Consider the following 18,947-nt stretch of genomic DNA (forward strand, 5'->3'; position numbering starts at 1 on the left):
AAGCCGTCACTAAAAAAGTAGAATAGCCTTAGATAGAACGTTAACCAGGTGGCTAACTTATACTTGAAATTTACAATTGATTAAAGTTAAAATTAAAATAGATAAAATATTTAATAGAGTGACCCCAAATGGTAGGAATATAAAAGAACTAGCAGAAGTATGCTTAATTTTTTCCAGGAGTGTGAGTCATGAAAATCAAATTAGAAAATTTTACAAAAGAATTTAGGACAACTTGTTTATTTAAAAATCAAAATTTAGAAATTGATCTAAATAATGGAGAAGTAGCATTTATTACAGGAGAAAATGGATCAGGAAAATCAACTTTATTCAAAATCATCGCAGGAATATTGCACATTAATTCTGGAAAAATAGAAGTAGACCAAAATATTTCCTATGATAAATGGAGTAAAAATAATTGTTACTATATGCCTGCTTCTGAGAAAGGCCTAACCTATAAATTAACTGGCATTGAGAATATCAGATACTTGTGCTCTCTGAAAGGAAGGAGTTTTAAAGATACTTTAAATGATTTAACCTATTATGCTGATTTTTTTGGAGCGAATGAGTTCCTTAATAGAAAAGTAGAAGAAATGTCCACAGGTCAAAAAAGACTAGTTCATATTCTATCTGCATTAAGTAGCCCATGTTCAGTTATTTTATTAGATGAACCTACCATAGCTTTAGATGAAAGAAATATTAATATTCTAATTGAATTAATTAAAAATGAAAAAAAAAGATAAAAAGAAGAAATTTATTATGGTATCCCACGATCGATACTTCAGAGACAGATTTAATTCGGAAGTTTTTATTATTAGTAATAACACTATTAGAAGGGAGATTCATTATGAAAATAATTAATCTAGTAGTTAATTCAATGATAAATGACTTTAAGATCTTTTTCAGATATAAGAAATCATTGATATCTGATATTATTATATTTGTAAGCGTATATATTTGTATTTTAGTGTTTTCTGAAACTTCATCGTTTGCTGATTATTATAACCTTAGCTCGGATGGAGGACCAATTTTATTATTAATTGGGTATATATTTTGGTCATTCTCTAGCGTAGCTCTTGGGTTTTCTTCGGGTGTAATAAGTAGCGATGCACGAACAGGTATGTTAGAAGTTAAGTTACAAGGAATTCTTCCTTATTATCTACAGATTTTTCTTTCGGTAATGGTTTCCACAATTGAAACGATCATTATATTAGTGATAATCTCCATTTTTTCTGTATTGATTAATTTTATTAGTCTCTCAAGCTTATATTTTGTCATCGTTTCGATTGTATTATCAATTCCTTCGATTATAGGTATGTTTGGAATAGGATTGATATTAGGTGGATTATCATTGAAAGAAAAAAATATTGGTCAATTTGTTTCTATTATTTCCGCTATTCTATTGTTTTTATCTAACACATTAAATGTGAATTTATCAAAAATCATTTATATTATTCCATTTACTTCTGGTATAGATTTGATAAGAAAACTCTATTCTCAATCCTTTTTTGACACTAATTTATTTATCGTTAACCTTATTGTTTGTGGGGTTTGGTTAATAATAGGTGTGCTAACGTTTGAATATTTTCTTAATATTGAGAGGGCGCGAGGAAACTTTGATACTTTTTAAAAGAGTTTTTAAAAGATAATTTACGACTCAATAAAAACAAAATTTCTTAGGATTTTTTTATAAAAAATCAAAACCATTATTTCATAGATCAAATTGTTCATTTGAAAAAAATAAAAAGTATGTGATCATTGGAAGCTCAGGAAGTGGTAAATCAACTTTACTAAATATTATTGCCGGAAAAATTTCTGACTATTCAGGAAAAATATAATGGGATAATGTAGACTATTATAAAATTATGAAAAGAACTATACAAGATCAAATTATATTTATTGATCAGGACCCGTACATATTTAATGCTTCTATACGAGAAAATATAACGTTACTGGATTCATATAGTGAAAGAGAGATACAAGAAGTAATTTCTGCTGTTGGATTAGATTCGTGGGTTTCAAATCTTGAAGATGATATTGAAACCGTAATTAATCTCAATGCAAAAAATATTTCTGGAGGAGAAAAACAGCGGATTGCATTAGCTAGAGGTCTATTAAAGAATAAATCCATTTTATTGTTAGATGAACCTACATCTTCATTAGACGATAAGTCAGCTAGTGATATTGAAGAACTAATATTTAAGAATTCTAGTTTAACTGTTATTATGGTGACGCATCAACTTAGAGAATCTATTAGCCAATTGGCAGATGAAATAATAGAATTGGAATAGGTAGGTAAAGCAATGTGTAAAGACTACGGCATTTTACAATATGTTACTAGACATAATATAAGTCATATTGATAAGGTATATCGTATCACCAATAAAAATTATCAGTCCATCACACTTCATAATCGCTTCGATGAATCAATTGAAATTTTGTTGAATTTTGACGATGCTGATTGTTACGTTGGAGATTTTGTCGAGGTTGATCAAATTGATCATCGTTACCAAATCGTTCAAGTATTGAAAAGAGAGTCTGTCATTAGTAAAGCTGCTAGTACAGCACAAAAAAGTTTATCGTTTAATGATGAAGAGCAGATCATAGCGGCTAATGTCGATCAAATATTTATTTTAATCGCAGCAGATCAACGATTTACTTTATCGAAGTTCGAAAGATATTTACTAACTTTTAGTAATATGGTCAAAGATCTTAAGGTTATAATTTCTAAGTCGGATTATGCAGAAAATGCTGATACGATTGAAAGAACAATCGCTGAAATTTATCCACACATTAAAATATACCGTTCTTCGATCTTTGATAAGGAGGGAATATTAGCGATACAAAATTTATTCACACCTAATCAAACATCTGTTTTGTTAGGTTCTTCTGGCGCTGGTAAATCGACACTGATTAATTATCTTTTGGATGATAGCATCATGGAAACACAAGCTGTAAGAGAAGATGGAAAAGGAAAGCACACTACGACGGCTAGTAGACTTGTCTTTTTAAATCGAACTCAATCTTATGTTATTGATACTCCTGGCTTTAAGACTATCTCAACACACCGAGATATAGATGAGCAAATATTGTTTGATAAAATAACGGAATATGCCAAGCTTTGTAAGTTTAGTGATTGTACGCATAATGAAGAGCCTGGTTGTGCGATCCAACGTGCGATTGAAATAGGTGAACTCTCCAGACCAATGTATGAACGTTATTTAATAAGAAAAGACGAGAGAATGCGTTTTGAACGATTTCAAGAAAGTAAAAAGCGGAAAAGGCAAAAAAATAAACGTAGACATAAGATGAAAATTATTACTAACTATGGAATCTTTGAAGATGAATAAGTAATTGTATTCCAAGCAGGTTTTATAATTAATTGAGCCACTTCAAAAATAAAACTCCAATTTTTGGTGTTTACATCAATGATAGGGTTGACGGAAGTCTATTTCTTCCATCAACCCTATTATTTTTATGAGCTTTCTATTCGCCAAGGATATTATCAGGATAGGGGGGAAGACTCCTTCTTATGCTGTCGGCCTGGTGAGTGAGCTGGCGTCCGATATCTGTATCCAATACATAATAGCGGCGACTGCGTTCGGTGACAATGTACTGCTTAGGCTTAATATCCCGCTTAGCCTTGATCGCATCTTGGCGAGTGGTGAAGGGTTCATGGGCACAGATATAGATCTCGTGGGAGTTATCAACCAGGGTATATCCCGCAATCCCAGTGACCTTCTGGTAGGGTTTAGCCAGCCCGCCATCAATCACCAGCATCTTACCGTTGGCCTTGATAGGTTTCTCACCATCGGTGGCTTTAACGGGGGTGTGGCCGTTAATAATATAGCCACTCGGATCCACGCCGAATTCTTCCAGAATCTGGTAACAGAAGTCTTCCTCCTCACGCAGGGTATAATAGGGGCTTTGGATCTCCTTGTGGGTCTTCTTGTCCGCTAAGAAATACCGTTCAAAGGTCTTCATGGCGTGCTTACCAAAGAGCGGTGACCAAGGACCACACCAGAGATACCAGATTAGGTCTGTTTCGTAGTCTTCACTGATGCGACGGTTGACAAAGGAGGCCTTAATCGCCTGTTCAAACCGTTCCATGAGGGCTTTGCCTCGGTAGGTCACCCCTTGCAGGGTCACAGGGGCAAAATCCCCTCCTGGAGTGGTGGGCAAGCAACCATGGAAGAGTAAATTCTCATTATAGACCTTATATAAGGTTCCTTGGTCCGCCAAGAATTCCATATGCTTCGCTAGGGCATCTGAGCGTTGGAATTGGTTCAAGAGGTCTAATAAGACTAATTCTTCCCCTAAGGTTAATTCGAAGGGATGGTCGGGGTCGACTCGCTGGAAGCAGCCATTATGAATGGGGTAGGTTTGGCCGTCAATTTCGATCGTTGACTGGTCCGCCGACAACTTATCTAATAAGAGGCGCTGAGACATGCCAAATTCTGGTCGGCGCTGGATAATCTGACTTTCGACCTTAAATTGCATGATCGTAATCGCTTGGTGCATGAGGGTCACTTCCTCAACTTCTTGTGCAGTCAAGTCAGACAGGTCCCCTCTAGGATGGAAGGCAGGATTGTCTTGGTAATAGCGATAACCATACTTGGCCAAGCGGGAAAGGTCAATGCCATAATCTTTGAGTAATTGGATATTGCCATACCGCAGTTGGATGCGAATTACATTCGCCAAACAGGCAAGGGAACCGGCATAGGCGCCCATCCAGATGATGTCATGATTTCCTAATTGAATATCAATGGAAGGAATGGTCATCAACCGGTCCATAATCTTATCGGGATTGGGTCCCCGGTCATAAATATCTCCCAAGACATGGAGGTGGTCAACCACAAACCGTCGGATTAAGTTAGCTAAGGCCACCGCAAAATGATTGGCTAAGTGCAAGTCAATCACGGTATTGAAGATGGTGTGATAATAACGGAATTTATTGGTTTCTTCGTCGTATTGGTAAATCAGTTCTTCTAGAATATAGGCATAGGACTTGGGAAGGGCCTTGCGCACCTTGGACCGGGTATACTTACTGGAGACATGGCGGGTGACTTGGACGAGTTGGTCTAAGAGGGTCATCCACTCATCCTTGGTCTTCTCCGCATGGAGTAAAAGGTCTTCAGGATAATAGATATTAAAGCAGAGGTCCAACTTTTCTTCTTCAGATAGAATACCATCGAAGAGGTCATCCACCTTGATTCGAATTACCCCAGAACAATTTCGCAAGAGGTGGTCAAAGGCTTCAAATTCACCATGTAAATCGCTAATGAAATGCTCAGTCGCCTTTGGCAATTGCTTGATGGCTTCCAAGTTGATAATTTCAATCAAATCTTCAACAATTTGCTCTTGAGATTGGTAGTCCATTCATTATCCCATCACTTTCTATTCAATTTAATGTATCATTACCTATAAACTAGTGAACTTAAATCTCCTTGTCAATATCCTTTGTCAAAATAAAAACTTTTGTTATACTTACAACTGACAGTTCAAAAAATGAAATGGAGGACGCTCATGTCACAATTTAAAGAAAAATTCGAACAATTACTTAATGAGAAGAAATTACCCGCTAAATATCAAGAAATTCAAAAGGGGAACCATCTCTATCGTTTCCAATTTCGTGTCAGTAAAGAGAGGGTCTTAATTGTAGAATTGATCATTCAAGAAACCGATGAAGCGAACTTTGATGCGCAAATTATTTACCGTCATGTCCACATGTTGAGCGATTATAGCCGTCAACAACGTGCCTTAGAATTGATCAATGAACTTAACGGAGCCCGGACCGGTTATTACAGCCTGTACTTGGCTGGCGATGGGGAGATCTACCTACGTAACCTGATGCGTTCAACCCAAGATCCGCTTCCCCTTTATGAAACACTGGTAGTGGGGTCAAGCATTGCCCGTGGTTTGCAATCGACCTTTATTGAAGAGTTAGGGGTATCGGCTCCTATTAAATAGGTCAGCTAAAGGAGGACGGGCTGTGTTTGAAGAATATATACAAGAACGACCGCTAGTACATTTTATCTTTCAACTGGTTGTCGCCTTAGTTGCTGCTATTTGTATTGGGGTCGGCTTAAACTTCTTCTTAATTCCTGGCGATATCTTCTCTTCAGGAACGTCAGGGGTTGCACAAATTATTAATTTCTTCGCTGATCAAATCCCTTATATTGGCAGCTTCCTGACAGTGGGAAACCTCTTCTTCATTCTAAATGTTCCGATTATTATCTTGTCCTGGATGAAGTTGGGAAGGCAGTTTACCTTATTAACCATTGTCGTGGTTGTCTTATCGACCTTCGCAACTAATCTGATTCCTGTCCTAGAGATTACGGATAATCCCTTAATGAATGCCATTATGGGAGGCGTGATTTGTGGGATTGGCTCCGGTATCACCATTAAATTTGGGATGTCTTGCGGGGGGCTGGATGTTGTTTCGCTGGTCTTGGCGCGTATTAACGGGTCCAATGTAGGTGCCCTGGGCTTTGCCTTAAACTTATTGATTATCTTGGCCTCTGGCGTGCTCTTCGATTGGGAATATGCCCTCTATACCTTGATATCCATCTATGTCTTGGCCAAGGCGATTGATGGGATTCACACCAGTGAACAGCGGCACACAGCCTTTATTGTCACCAGCCAGACGGATGAGGTGATCAATGCGATCTTCAAGGCAATTGTGCGGGGTGTGACGATTCTGGAAGGGCAAGGCGGTTATCGTCGTGACAAGCGGGACGTCTTGATGGTGGTCATTAACCGGTATGAGATGTATGCTTTACAACAGGCTGTTAAGAGTGTGGATGAATTGGCCTTTATTAACTTTATGCCATCCACCCGCGTGGTCGGTCATTTCTTTAGCCGTGACCAACAAAAGGCCATGAAGAAGCAGATCAAGGTGGTCACCGACCAAGAACCGATCCAAGACCAGCCAGACAAAGACCAAGCACTCTGGTCAGGCCCGATGGACTTTGACCAATTATACGAACAATTAACAGATGAGGATTAGGGGATCTAGACGATCCCAGGATTTTCTGCTATCATATTGCTTGATCGAGCTCAATTTTCAGGCTCATTATCGAGGAATGGTCATCAGGAGCTGAGGGTTGTTTTCTCAGCTTCTTTTATTTTATTAGGAGGATACTATGAATCAAAAACAAGCCATCGTTGATTGTTTGAAGCCAGTCCTACAATCACATTTATCTGATGAAGCGATTCTTTCGCTAATTGAAGTGCCTAAGGAGTCGAGTCATGGGGACCTCGCTTTTCCAGTTTTCCAACTAGCCAAAGTCTTTCGCAAGGCGCCTAATCTGATCGCCCAAGAGATTGTGGACCAAGTGGATCCAGGAGCTTTTGCGGCGGTTCAAGCAGTAGGGCCCTATATTAATTTCAAGTTGAACCGATCTGCTCAGAGTCAGTCTATCTTGCAGGCAGTCCTTAAAGAAGGGGCGGACTATGGTCGTGATGACTCGGGGCAAGGGGGCAAGGTGCCGATTGACATGTCCTCGCCTAATATTGCCAAGCCCATGTCCATGGGGCATTTACGGTCAACTGTGATTGGGAATGCGATTGCCTTGATCTTAGACAAGGTCGGCTACCAGCCAATTAAGATCAACCACCTAGGGGACTGGGGGACACAATTTGGTAAACTGATTGTTGCTTACCAACTCTGGGGCGATGAAGCAGTTGTGAAGGCAGACCCCGTCAATGAATTAGTCAAGCTCTATGTGCGATTCCACGAGGAAGCGGACAAGAACCCTGAATTGAATGACCAAGGCCGTTTAGCTTTCAAACGACTAGAAGACGGTGACCCAGAGATGCACGCCCTTTGGACCTGGTTCAAGGATGAATCGATCAAGGAATTCAATGCGATCTATGACCTCTTAGGCATTGAATTTGATTCTGTCCGGGGGGAAGCTTTCTATAATGATAAGATGGAAGAGATTGTCGACCTCCTCGACCAAAAAGGGATCACAGAAGTGGATAATGGCGCTACTTTAGTCAAGTTAGATGAGTTAGACCTACCACCGGCCCTGATTAAGAAATCGGATGGTGCCACTCTCTATATGACGCGTGACTTAGCGACTGCTTATTTCCGTAAGCGGGAGTATGACTTTGTCAAATCTCTCTATGTGGTGGGGAATGAACAGAGTGTGCACTTCAAGCAATTGAAGGCGGTGCTGGCGAAGATGGGGAATGAATGGGCAGAAGCGATCGACCATATTGCCTTTGGCTTAATCACCTTGAATGGTAAGAAATTATCAACCCGTAAGGGCAAGATCGTCTTACTCGCAGATGTCTTGAACGAAGCCATCGACTTGGCTCAAAAGCAAATTGAGGCTAAGAATCCTGATCTGGCCAATGCCCAAGAAGTAGCCCGTCAAGTCGGGGTGGGCGCGGTCATGTTCCATGACTTGAAGACCGACCGTCTCAACAACTTCGACTTCAACTTGGAAGAAGTGGTTCAATTTGAAGGAGAGACTGGACCCTATGTTCAATATGCCCATGCACGGGCCCATTCGATCATCCGCAAGTATCCGGCAGAATTGGACCTCAGCCAGCCGCTCGTCATTGAAGATGATTATGGGTGGGAGATTATCAAGAAATTGGCAGACTTCTCCCGGACCATCCATCTTGCGGCAGATCGTTATGAACCTTCTGTGATTGCTAAGTATGCGATCAGTCTCGCCCAGACCTTCAACAAGTACTACGCCAATACCCGCGTCTTAGACCAAGATGACCAGATTAATGCTCGCATTGCCTTGGTCCAAGCAACCGCAATCGTCCTTAAGAATGCCTTAGCCCTCTTAGGGATTGAAGCTCCTGAAGAAATGTAAGATCCTATCAGTGGCGCTAGCCAGGTTCAACCTGTGTCTGATTGGCCAAATTTCATGAAAGATCAAAAGTAACAAATAACACCGATGATTCAACCCACAAAGGAGCGGAAGTCCTTGCCAGTGGTTGAAACGTCGGTGTTCTTGTTTGATGGATTTATTGAAGCGGCTGAGTTAAAGAATAATAATTGGGATAATAGTTACGCTATTAGCGAGATACGTGCATTTTAAGCATTTGGATCACCTTAACCTTTCTTAATATTATAAATATTGTGAGTTAATGACAATCCTAACACTCCTTTCGCTGAATAATTCACCAAATCCTTTCTTAACACAAATAAAATACCTAAGGGGCTCCCTTAGGTATGTGAGTTGATTATTTGATTAAGAATTGAACCAGATTTACAAGAAATCCGTGGTGATGAAGGCGTAAGGATCGTTAAGAAGCCCTCACAGTCAAGGGGATAAAGAGCTGGAAATAGGTCTTGAATGAACATCACCATTCGATCACTCCTTCCAGCTTGATTCCTTCCACACTTCTCTTTCAGTATAGCCAATCAGCTCAGCTAATGCAAAGCAAAAGGGTCAGATTTCTAAAGCGAAAGTTTCAATTAGAAAGCGGGCCAGGCCATCTTCATCATTCGTAAACTGTGTCTCATGGTCGGCAATCGCCTTGACAGAGTCGATCGCATTCTTCATCGCCACTCCATGGCCTGCATAATCGATCATCTCCAAGTCATTATCCTCATCACCAAAGCTATAAATATTGGCACGGGGAATATGATAGAAGTCCGCGATTGTTTTGACCCCGATCGCCTTATGGATGCCCGCGTGGACCACCTCTAAGACAGGATATTCGCCACCCCAGGTCCGAACCGATACATCGTCTCCATACTTGGCCAGGATCCTGGCTTGAATAGGAGCTTGGCATTCTTCGGAGGTGAAGAGGGTGAGCGCGATTGGGTTGTGGATGAGGCTCTGACGGGATAATTTCACATACTTGGCATCGTCCATTGGGTAATAGGGCGATTCTGGTAGTTTCATTGAGGATGTGTAGAGCTGATTGATCCCTTCCGCACAGATTAAGTCCACATCTAGTTCCTGGTGGTCTGCAAAGAGCTCTAAGGCAATTTCCCGGTCTAATTCCTTATGGTAGCTCGGGATCCAGTCGGGACGATTGGGGAAGTGGCAGTAAGCACCATTAAAGTTGACCATGGGGCTTTGGATTCCTAATTGGTGATAAATATCGATACTGGTTCGGTAGGGTCGACCGGTGACAATACAGACCATATGACCCAATTCGGACAGCTTGCGCAAGGTGCGTATCGTTAGAGATGAAAGTTGAGATTGGTTATTAAGGGTCGTGCCATCAAGATCGATGGCGATCAAATGCTGGTTCATCGTGTACCTCCTCGACAATTAAGTAAATTATATCAAAAAAAGTCCGATAAACAAGAATCAAGCCATTTGGTGATTTTCATGAAATCATGTAAAATAAAGGATGAAAGAGAGGCGATGACATGGATTTAACCAGAATGCGAGAGGCTAAGGACCTCAGTCCATTAGAAGAAGCCCTAGTTGAGCGTTTGACGACTGTCATTGATCCCGAATTAGGAATCGATTTGGTTAATTTAGGTCTAATCTATCGAGCCGATCTGACTCAAGAGGGGGTCTTGAAGGTGCTCATGACTTTAACCACCCCCATGTGTCCCTTGGCGGATGTATTGATTGAAGATTTAAACTTGGCTTTTGAAGACTTAGAGGAGGTCAAGGAGGTTGAGGTGACCTTAACCTTCGATCCGCCCTGGACCTTAGATAAATTATCCCGGTATGCCAAGATTGCCCTAGGGGTCTTTTAAGGAGTTCGAATGGGGCGCTGAACAGCCTGATCCTCTACCCAAGACCGATTAATAAGAGACGGAGTCGATCACTATCAAAGAGTATCGTATTAACCAGCAAACAGCTTTCCAGTGGATTGACCACCAGATATCCCTAACAGCGATGGCTAATCGCTATTGGAGTCAAGAGGTAACTCGGTTCTCTCTCAACCTCCTGCTGCAAGTGGATGCTAGTCTGATAGCAACGGATATCGCCACGGGTTTTCCCTACCTCTTAGCCATGAAGCGTAGGGAGCTAGAAGCGATCATTCATCAAAGCTTTAAGACTTATTTGGCAGACCGATCCAACCAGGTAGACCTGGACCAGGGAGTTCGGGAATTTCCCAAGCAGGTTAAGGAGACCTTGGCAGGCTATCTGGCTGGTCAACCATTGATTCAATTAGATTCAATTGAGTTTGATATTTCCTGGATGATTTAGAAAAAAAGATTGACCTTTTCTGACTAATGGACTATAATGAACCTAAGCTCGAAAGCGAGCTTTTCTTATCGAAAAAATTTTCTTGACCAAGTTTGACTATATACCCATAAGGAGTGATAAAATGATTGAAAAAATGACAACTACGATGCAAGAAGCATTGGGTCAAGCCCAGCAGATTGCGATGACCCGTCACCATCAAGCCATTGACATTCCTCACCTTTGGTTGGTCTTTATCCAAAGCGACCATTTCGCAGGAAAGTTATATGAGGCCTTAGGCCTTGACCGGGCAGCCTTTCAGGCAGTGATTGAAGCTGAAATTGACAAGATCAGCCAGGTGACAGGTTCGAATGTCCAGTACGGTCAACAATTCAGTCAGCGATTAAACCAACTGATCGCTGATGCCAGCCAAATTGCACAAGACTTTGGAGATGACTACCTGTCAACAGAAGTTTTTCTCCTTGCCCTCTATCAACAAAAGGGCAATCCACTCACAAAGTGGCTGAATGACCATGGTTTGACACAAGCCCAATTACAAGCAAAAATTGACCAAATGAGAGGAGGAGAGCGTGTGACTTCACAAAATCAAGAAGAAACTTATGAATCTTTACAGAAGTACGCTACTAATTTAAATGAAGCGGTTAAGAATAACCAGCTCGATCCCGTGATTGGACGGGATGAAGAAATTCGGGACGTCATCCGGATTCTTTCGCGTAAGACTAAGAATAACCCTATTCTTATTGGGGAACCTGGGGTCGGTAAAACAGCGATTGTGGAGGGCTTGGCCCATCGGATTGTTCGCAAGGATGTTCCCGAGAATTTAAAGAATAAACAAATTTACTCACTGGACATGGGGGCCTTAATTGCTGGAGCCAAGTACCGGGGGGAATTTGAGGAGCGGTTTAAGGCAGTCCTCAAGGAAGTCAAACAAGCGGATGGACAAATCTTACTCTTTATTGATGAAATTCATACCATCGTTGGTGCAGGTAAGACCGAAGGGTCCATGGATGCCGGCAACTTACTCAAGCCCATGTTGGCCCGAGGGGAATTGCATTGTATTGGGGCTACTACCTTGGATGAATATCGGGAGAATATTGAGAAAGACAAGGCCTTAGAGCGTCGCTTCCAGAAAGTGCTGGTGCAAGAACCGACAGTCGAAGATACCATCTCGATTCTACGGGGCTTGAAGGAACGCTATGAGATCCACCATGGTGTCAATATCCATGATAATGCCTTGGTGGCTGCAGCCACTTTGTCCAATCGTTACATTACCGATCGTTTCTTGCCCGACAAGGCGATTGACTTAATTGATGAGGCTTCAGCGACAATTAAGGTTGAGATGAATTCCATGCCAACTGAAATGGATGCGGTCAACCGTCGCTTGATGCAATTAGAGATTGAAGAAGCGGCCTTGAAGAAGGAAAGTGACGAGGCTTCCAAGAAGCGGTTGGAGAATTTGCAGGAAGAATTAAAAGAGATCCGCCAAGAAGCCAATGAATTGAAGATGCGGTGGGAGATCGAGAAGGAAGCGGCAGGGGCTTTGCGCCACAAACGGGAAGAACTTGACCAAGCCCGTCACCAATTGGAAGAAGCGGAGAGCAATTATGACCTGGAAACAGCCGCCCGCTTACGCCATGGAGAAATTCCGCAGTTAGAACAAGAATTGAAGCAGCTCGAGAACCAAGCCCAGGAGACCTTGGACCATCAAGCCGATCGCTTGACTCAAGAGAGTGTAACGGAAGTGGAGATTGCCAAAGTAGTCGAACGTTTAACCGGAATTCCAGTCAACCGCTTGGTTGAAGGGGAAAGGGCTAAGTTGATGAATTTAGGCGCGACCCTTCATAAACGCGTCATTGGTCAAGATGAGGCGGTCGACAAGGTCAGTGAAGCCGTCCTACGTTCCAGAGCAGGACTGCAGGATCCATCCAAACCCATTGGTTCCTTCCTCTTCTTAGGACCCACTGGGGTTGGTAAGACAGAATTAGCCAAGTCATTGGCAGAAGTCCTCTTTGATGATGAGAACCACATGGTTCGAATTGACATGTCAGAATATATGGAGAAACATACGGTCTCAAGGTTAGTCGGAGCGCCTCCAGGTTACATTGGCTATGAAGAAGGCGGTCAATTGACTGAAGCTGTAAGACGCAGCCCTTATTCAATCGTCTTACTAGATGAGATTGAAAAGGCTCACCCAGATGTCTTCAATATTCTCTTACAAGTCTTAGATGATGGGCGCTTGACCGATTCTAAGGGTCGGGTGGTCGACTTCAAGAATACAGTCTTGATCATGACGTCCAATATTGGGTCACACCTCTTATTAGAAGGAGTCCAACCGGATGGTCAGATTGCGGAGGAGACTAGCCATGCAGTCATGCGGGCCTTGAACACCCACTTCAAGCCAGAGTTCCTCAATCGGATTGATGATATTGTGCTCTTCAAGCCATTGACTCGCGACAATCTCAAGGGAATTGTCGATAAGTTCTTAGTTTCCTTACGGCGCCGCCTACATGATCAGGCCATCGACCTCGTCCTCACTGATCAAGCCATCGCTTGGTTGGCTGAGAATGGGTATGACCCCGTTTATGGGGCAAGACCACTTTTACGCTTTATCACCAAAGAGTTGGAGACACCAATTGCCAAGGAGATAATTGCCGGTCACCTTCTACCTGACTCAACCTTGAAGGTTGATCTAAAGGACGACCAGTTAGTCTTTGAAGTTGAATAAAGGAACCAGATCAAATGGTCCCACTCATACCTTAAAATCATTGAACCGAATCCTAGACCCAGATATGATGCATTATCTGATTGGTCTAGGGTTCTTTTTTGTCTTGTTCTGACAAAGGATTTATCGGTCCGCTTCACGTAAAGATAGGGTTCCTTGGATCTTAAAGACTTATTAAGAGTCATTCGAATTGGTTTGTGGTAAACTGATGATAATCAACGATTGGAGTGACTTTATGAGACGAATGGAAAGGCTCGACAAAATTGTCGTTCGTTACATCTTATTAATTGCCGTTCTGGCCTTGGCAGTCTTTAATTATGAATTGATTATTCAATGGGTTGGGAAGATCTGGCGCGTTCTGATGCCGATCCTTGTTGGTGGTGTGATCGCCTTTATCTTGAACATCCCCATGTATCATTATGAGAAATTATTCTTTCCCCAATCCAATTCCAAGTATGTGAAGGCCCTACGACGACCTGTCGCGATTTTCTTGTCCTTATTGACGATTACGATTGTCATCTTACTTGTGACAGGATTGGTCCTTCCTCAGATTTATAATGTCATCACAGAGGCTTTGGCAGCAGTGCCCTTATTAGGCGAACGTTTTCAAGAAGGGATCAACCACTTGCAGAATGTCCTGCCAGAAGAATCAAGTGAATATAGTCGGCTCTTTCAGATTAATTGGAATGAGGCGATATCGAATATCCGCAACTGGGCCAATACCTTGGTGGGGGGCATCTTGAATACCACGCTTTCAACAGTTGGGTCACTGGCGAGTTTTGTGGTTAATGGGGTCTTATCCTTAATCTTCTCCTTCTACCTCTTAATGTCTAAGGAGCACTTGCTGGATCAATTCTTGCGGGTTCTGACCACCTACACTTCTAAGGCGACGACCCGCCGTATCTTATACGTCTTAACCACCCTTGATGATGCTTTCAAGCATTTTCTAACTGCGGAAGTCATCGATGCAACTATTCTGGGGACCTTGGTAACACTGGGGATGTGGCTCTTCCGCTTCCCTTATCCGGGTATGATTGGCGCTTTGACCGGGGTTTTGGCTTTAATTCCCATGTTGGGAGCCTATCTCTCGGGGGCAATCGGGATGATCTTAATTTCAGCCCATTCCATTCCGCAAGCCCTTTGGTTCTTAGTTTTTATGATCTGTGTCCAACAATTTGAGGGTAACGTTATCTATCCACGGATTGTTGGCAATTCACTCGGTTTACCCGGCATGTGGGTTCTGTTTGCGGTCACCGTTGGAGGTGGGCTATTCGGTATCCCTGGTATGCTGATTGGGGTGCCCTTGGCTTCAGCCGTCTACAAGATTGTTCGTCGAGATATCTTGGACCGTGAGCGTCATGATTTTAAGAACCGCCGCGCCTTGATCTTGAATGCACGCAAAGATTCCTTTAAACAGATCTCAGACGATTTAGACCAGGCCCACCTTGAAGGGCAATCGTCCCTTGATTGAATTTCTGGTAGGACGCAGTCGCAGATTCAAAGGAAAGAAAGGAGGGTGTCGAATTGAATTTTGTATTGTTAGCGGGTGTGGCCTTGGTGGTCATCGCCTTATTTTCTAGATATTCTTGGGTCTTTTTGCTGCTAGCTAGTCTAGCCTTTGCCTTTTATTTCGGGATTGACCAGGACAACCTCATGACCCTGTTACTTTTTTTAATCGGAATGGGCTTGATCTTGGTTGAATTTTATGTGCCGGACTTTGGTTTGGCTGGATTATTGGGGGCAGGGGCCAGCCTCTTGGCCTTATGGTTTAAGATTGGTGAGGTTCGACCGGTAATGCTTTTAGTGCTTGCCAGCTTAGTTCTGATCGTTGTTTTAGCGGGACTTCTACTTAAACTTGGCTTTTCCTTGGCCATCAGTCCCAACTTCGTCCTGAACAAAGCGATCGATGAGAAGGCCAGTTCGGATGGCCGTGAGGATTTACAAGACCTAGTGGGACATAGAGGGCAAGTGCTTGCCGATTTACGTCCCGTTGGCAAGATCCGCGTAAATGACCGGACTTATGATGCTTATAGTCAAGACCAAATGTTAGTAACCGGGAGTGAAATCCTGGTGACGGAAGTTGTGCGCAATAAGATTTATGTAAGGAGTGTTGAGGATGAATAATCATCTATTTTCAAGTTACGGAAACGATTCAACCTATCTCATAACAGGTATCATTATCTTTTTGGCAATCATTGTGATTGCGCTCTTTCTAAGGTTTGTGCCAATCGGCTTATGGATTACCGCCTATTTCTCTGGGGCCAAGGTTTCGATTGGTGACCTAGCGGGAATGCGTCTAAGACGGGTGGAACCGGTTAAGATTGTTAATCCTTTGATTAAGGCCACGAAGGCGGGGGTCCCTGTTAAGACCGACCAATTAGAGGCCCACTACCTAGCAGGTGGCAATGTTAACCTGGTGGTGGATGCCTTGATTGCGGCCCAACGTGCCAATATTGACCTGGAATTTGAACAAGCAGCAGCCATCGACCTAGCGGGACGGAATGTCTTCGAAGCGGTTCAAGTATCGGTAAACCCGAAAGTCATTGAGACTCCTATCATTGCAGGGGTCGCAATGGACGGGATTGAAGTTAAGGCCAAGGCCAAGGTAACTGTTCGTGCGAATATAGAACGCTTAGTCGGTGGGGCAGGTGAAGAAACGATCATCGCCCGGGTCGGTGAAGGGATTGTAACGACTGTCGGTTCTGCTACCAAGCACTCGATTGTCCTTGAAAATCCTGATTCGATCTCCCAAACGATATTGCGCAAGGGGCTGGATTCCGGAACTGCTTTTGAGATCTTATCGATTGATATCGCCGATGTCGATGTCGGCCGGAATATCGGAGCCAAGCTTCAAGCGGACCAGGCCGAAGCCGACAAGAAGATTGCCCAAGCCAAGGCTGAGGAACGTCGAGCCGTTGCGATTGCGGTTGAGCAAGAGAATGTGGCTGAAGTTCAACGGATGCGGGCCAAGGTAGTTGAAGCCGAATCTCAAGTGCCTCTAGCGGTGGCAGAAGCCTTCCGTCAGGGCAACCTGGGAATTATGGACTACTACAAATTAGAGAATGTCCAAGCCGATTCAAAGATGCGACAAGCGATTGCGGAAGACGAGACCAGTGTACTAGATAGTGAGTGATGACAATGGAATTCATTCAATATTTAGTCATTGTCTTCATCATCTATCGGTTCATTAATCGCTGGTCCAAAGTATTAGTGGATAAGAATCGACATGCATCGGACGACTCCAAGACTTCTGAACTAGACCCCTATCAAGGTCAACGAAATCGTAACCGCCAAGCTGCCAGAAAGAAGCAAGACACTCAAGCACTGGAAGAAGAATTAAGGGCCAAGTTACTGACCAACCTGACCATTCTCCTTTCTAATCTATCGAGGCGGAATGAGAGAAAGGAAGACCATTCACGTCAGACCCGTTCGCTCGACCAAGACCTCTTAGAAGAGACCTGGGCTCATTCTCAGTCGAATTCGTCCACTAGCAGTCGGTCGGTTATTCGCTCAGACCGGTTTCCTCAACCGCCTCAGGAAGCGAATCAGAAGCGAAGACGATCTGGCCTCCAGGGTAGACGCCATATGAATCAAGAGAAAGTGAGACCGCAATCCTCTAAGCGGAAAGTGTCCCGGTCTTCACTCAAACAAGCCGTGGTCTGGTCCGAAATTCTCCAGCCTCCCAAGTCGCTCCGGTAACCACAAGGCATCTGAGTGGGGTCTGCTTCATTTAAGCCTTAATGTCAAAGAAGGAGGATCCAAATGGCATCCGTATTTGATTACTTAAATAAACAGGGGCAAGAACCCCTGACTCGCTTGAGTCTAAATGAAGTGGATATCCTGCTTTTAACGGAAGCGACCTATATGATGAGCCAGCAAACGACCCGTGATCTGCCTGAGCCGTATACTTTACGCGCTTTTTATGACCACTTACAGGTCCACTACCCTTATTTTTCCAAGCAGAATCCCTTCCTCATTACCGAGAATCGACTGAAGACCTTGAACTTATTAGCCCAAAGCCTACGCTATGGCCAGCTGGAGCTGGAGCACTTAGAAGAGGTGATCGATAGTCGCGCCCAGCTGCAATTCTCAGCGGTGACTTACCGGTTGGATGCTAACTGTCGTTTAATTGTCTATAAGGGAACAGATGATACCCTGGTGGGTTGGAAGGAAGATTTTAACCTGTCCTATCAAGCCGTGATACCCGCTCAACTGGAGGCTCTGGCTTATTTTATTGATCGCTATGACCAGGAGGGGGAGGTTGACTATCTCTTATCTGGCCATTCCAAAGGGGGCAACTTAGCCATCTATGCGGGCATGGAAGCCGAATTTAAGCAATGGGCTCGGTTTAAGGCCATTTATTCCTTCGATGCGCCAGGCTTTCAAAAAGACATCCTCGATCGTTGGGCGAGGAGTGTTCCACCAGCTGGTCGGATCCACCAGTATATGCCGCAAAATGCGGTAGTGGGGCAGATCCTATATCCCCTTACCCAACCACAAGTTGTAGAAAGCACGGCTTTTCGTCTGCTCCAGCATGATACCCTGACCTGGTTGGTGGACCAAGACCGCTTGTCCAAGCTCCAGGCCACGAGTCCTGAAAGTGACTTTGCCCGAGCCAGTATGGCGGCTTGGATAGAAGAGACGAGTCCACAGAACCGACATGCCTTCTTTTCTTTATTCTTTAAACTCTTGGACCAATGCGGCCTGCGCTCACTCAATGATCTCAGTGGCCATTATGGTTCTTTTATCACAGCCTTTCTGGATCGGCTTCACCAGCTTCCCAGTGACCAGCGTCAGGTCTTAGCGACCAATATTGAATTCTTTATGACCCACTATCGCAGCCAGGCGGTCCAGCACCGGCGGTTTAAACAAAGAGAATTCTTTGATCGGCTAGTTCAAGGCGTCCGAGAGATTCGCTTACTTAAGTAAATTAATATTAGGAAAATCGATTCAGTTACAGACCACCCTCTAGCTAAAAGAGCCAAGAGGGTGGTTTTTTCTATGAGTGATCATTAAGGGGAAGGTTTTTAATTATTTATGGAAAGTTAACTTGACATTATAGGTGGCAAGACTTATACTAA

Annotated in this window: 16 protein-coding genes and 1 pseudogene; 15 read left to right on the forward strand and 2 right to left on the reverse strand. The window is 43.3% G+C overall.

The features are described 5' to 3' along the window. Nucleotides 1–188: 188 nt before the first annotated feature. The 4 genes and pseudogenes from HMPREF9708_RS06880 (at nucleotide 189) to rsgA (ending at nucleotide 3,347) form a co-directional block, all read left to right on the forward strand. Nucleotides 189–740 carry an ATP-binding cassette domain-containing protein gene (locus tag HMPREF9708_RS06880; protein ID WP_006309548.1) on the forward strand — a complete coding sequence of 184 codons (552 nt, stop codon included), beginning with the start codon at nucleotides 189–191 and terminating at the stop codon, nucleotides 738–740. 104 nt (nucleotides 741–844) lie between these two features. Continuing rightward, nucleotides 845–1,627, forward strand: coding sequence for a hypothetical protein (locus HMPREF9708_RS06885; protein ID WP_006309549.1), 783 nt, complete (start codon nucleotides 845–847; stop codon nucleotides 1,625–1,627). 94 nt (nucleotides 1,628–1,721) lie between these two features. Further along, a pseudogene (locus HMPREF9708_RS06890) lies at nucleotides 1,722–2,288 on the forward strand (ATP-binding cassette domain-containing protein); the annotation flags it as partial. Nucleotides 2,289–2,300: 12 nt separating this feature from the next. Then, complete coding sequence (rsgA, locus tag HMPREF9708_RS06895; protein ID WP_006309551.1) at nucleotides 2,301–3,347, forward strand: ribosome small subunit-dependent GTPase A; 1,047 nt, start codon at nucleotides 2,301–2,303, stop codon at nucleotides 3,345–3,347. A 136-nt stretch (nucleotides 3,348–3,483) separates the two neighbouring features. Here rsgA and HMPREF9708_RS06900 read toward each other — a convergent pair whose 3' ends face one another. After that, complete coding sequence (locus HMPREF9708_RS06900; protein WP_006309552.1) at nucleotides 3,484–5,376, reverse strand: fructose-bisphosphatase class III; 1,893 nt, start codon at nucleotides 5,374–5,376, stop codon at nucleotides 3,484–3,486. Between the two features lie 147 nt (nucleotides 5,377–5,523). On the opposite strand from HMPREF9708_RS06900, the gene HMPREF9708_RS06905 reads away from it, so the two are divergent. From HMPREF9708_RS06905 to argS, 3 genes are all read left to right on the forward strand, one after another. Continuing rightward, nucleotides 5,524–5,967 carry a hypothetical protein gene (locus tag HMPREF9708_RS06905; protein ID WP_006309553.1) on the forward strand — a complete coding sequence of 148 codons (444 nt, stop codon included), beginning with the start codon at nucleotides 5,524–5,526 and terminating at the stop codon, nucleotides 5,965–5,967. A gap of 22 nt (nucleotides 5,968–5,989) precedes the next feature. Next, nucleotides 5,990–7,006: a YitT family protein gene (locus HMPREF9708_RS06910; RefSeq protein ID WP_006309554.1), complete on the forward strand. Its 1,017-nt coding sequence runs from the start codon at nucleotides 5,990–5,992 to the stop codon at nucleotides 7,004–7,006. 136 nt (nucleotides 7,007–7,142) lie between these two features. Continuing rightward, a complete protein-coding gene (gene argS, locus HMPREF9708_RS06915; RefSeq protein ID WP_006309562.1) occupies nucleotides 7,143–8,834 on the forward strand; it encodes an arginine--tRNA ligase in 1,692 nt (563 codons plus the stop codon). Nucleotides 8,835–9,416: 582 nt separating this feature from the next. Here the strand turns inward: argS and HMPREF9708_RS06920 are convergent. After that, a complete protein-coding gene (locus tag HMPREF9708_RS06920; RefSeq protein WP_006309563.1) occupies nucleotides 9,417–10,232 on the reverse strand; it encodes a Cof-type HAD-IIB family hydrolase in 816 nt (271 codons plus the stop codon). Nucleotides 10,233–10,351: 119 nt separating this feature from the next. Here HMPREF9708_RS06920 and HMPREF9708_RS06925 point away from each other — a divergent pair, with 119 nt between their 5' ends. The 8 genes from HMPREF9708_RS06925 to HMPREF9708_RS06960 all read left to right on the forward strand — a co-directional run bounded on the left by HMPREF9708_RS06925 (nucleotide 10,352) and on the right by HMPREF9708_RS06960 (nucleotide 18,795). Further along, entirely contained in the window at nucleotides 10,352–10,690 is a 339-nt protein-coding gene (locus HMPREF9708_RS06925; RefSeq protein ID WP_006309564.1) for a metal-sulfur cluster assembly factor, read from the forward strand. Between the two features lie 142 nt (nucleotides 10,691–10,832). Beyond that, nucleotides 10,833–11,147 carry a hypothetical protein gene (locus tag HMPREF9708_RS06930; RefSeq protein WP_006309565.1) on the forward strand — a complete coding sequence of 105 codons (315 nt, stop codon included), beginning with the start codon at nucleotides 10,833–10,835 and terminating at the stop codon, nucleotides 11,145–11,147. Nucleotides 11,148–11,268: 121 nt separating this feature from the next. Beyond that, complete coding sequence (gene clpB, locus HMPREF9708_RS06935) at nucleotides 11,269–13,869, forward strand: ATP-dependent chaperone ClpB (RefSeq protein ID WP_006309566.1); 2,601 nt, start codon at nucleotides 11,269–11,271, stop codon at nucleotides 13,867–13,869. Between the two features lie 232 nt (nucleotides 13,870–14,101). Beyond that, a complete protein-coding gene (locus HMPREF9708_RS06940; RefSeq protein ID WP_006309567.1) occupies nucleotides 14,102–15,337 on the forward strand; it encodes an AI-2E family transporter in 1,236 nt (411 codons plus the stop codon). Nucleotides 15,338–15,390: 53 nt separating this feature from the next. After that, nucleotides 15,391–15,990, forward strand: coding sequence for an NfeD family protein (locus tag HMPREF9708_RS06945; RefSeq protein ID WP_006309568.1), 600 nt, complete (start codon nucleotides 15,391–15,393; stop codon nucleotides 15,988–15,990). Then, nucleotides 15,983–16,999, forward strand: coding sequence for a flotillin-like protein FloA (gene floA, locus HMPREF9708_RS06950; protein ID WP_006309569.1), 1,017 nt, complete (start codon nucleotides 15,983–15,985; stop codon nucleotides 16,997–16,999). The genes HMPREF9708_RS06945 and floA overlap by 8 nt, the downstream gene beginning before the upstream one ends. Then, nucleotides 16,999–17,565 carry a hypothetical protein gene (locus tag HMPREF9708_RS06955; protein ID WP_006309570.1) on the forward strand — a complete coding sequence of 189 codons (567 nt, stop codon included), beginning with the start codon at nucleotides 16,999–17,001 and terminating at the stop codon, nucleotides 17,563–17,565. The genes floA and HMPREF9708_RS06955 overlap by 1 nt, the downstream gene beginning before the upstream one ends. 63 nt (nucleotides 17,566–17,628) lie before the next feature. Continuing rightward, nucleotides 17,629–18,795: an Mbeg1-like protein gene (locus tag HMPREF9708_RS06960; RefSeq protein WP_006309571.1), complete on the forward strand. Its 1,167-nt coding sequence runs from the start codon at nucleotides 17,629–17,631 to the stop codon at nucleotides 18,793–18,795. The last annotated feature ends 152 nt before the right edge of the window (nucleotides 18,796–18,947 follow it).

The sequence above is a fragment of the Facklamia languida CCUG 37842 genome (assembly GCF_000245795.1).
GTDB lineage: Bacteria > Bacillota > Bacilli > Lactobacillales > Aerococcaceae > Facklamia > Facklamia languida.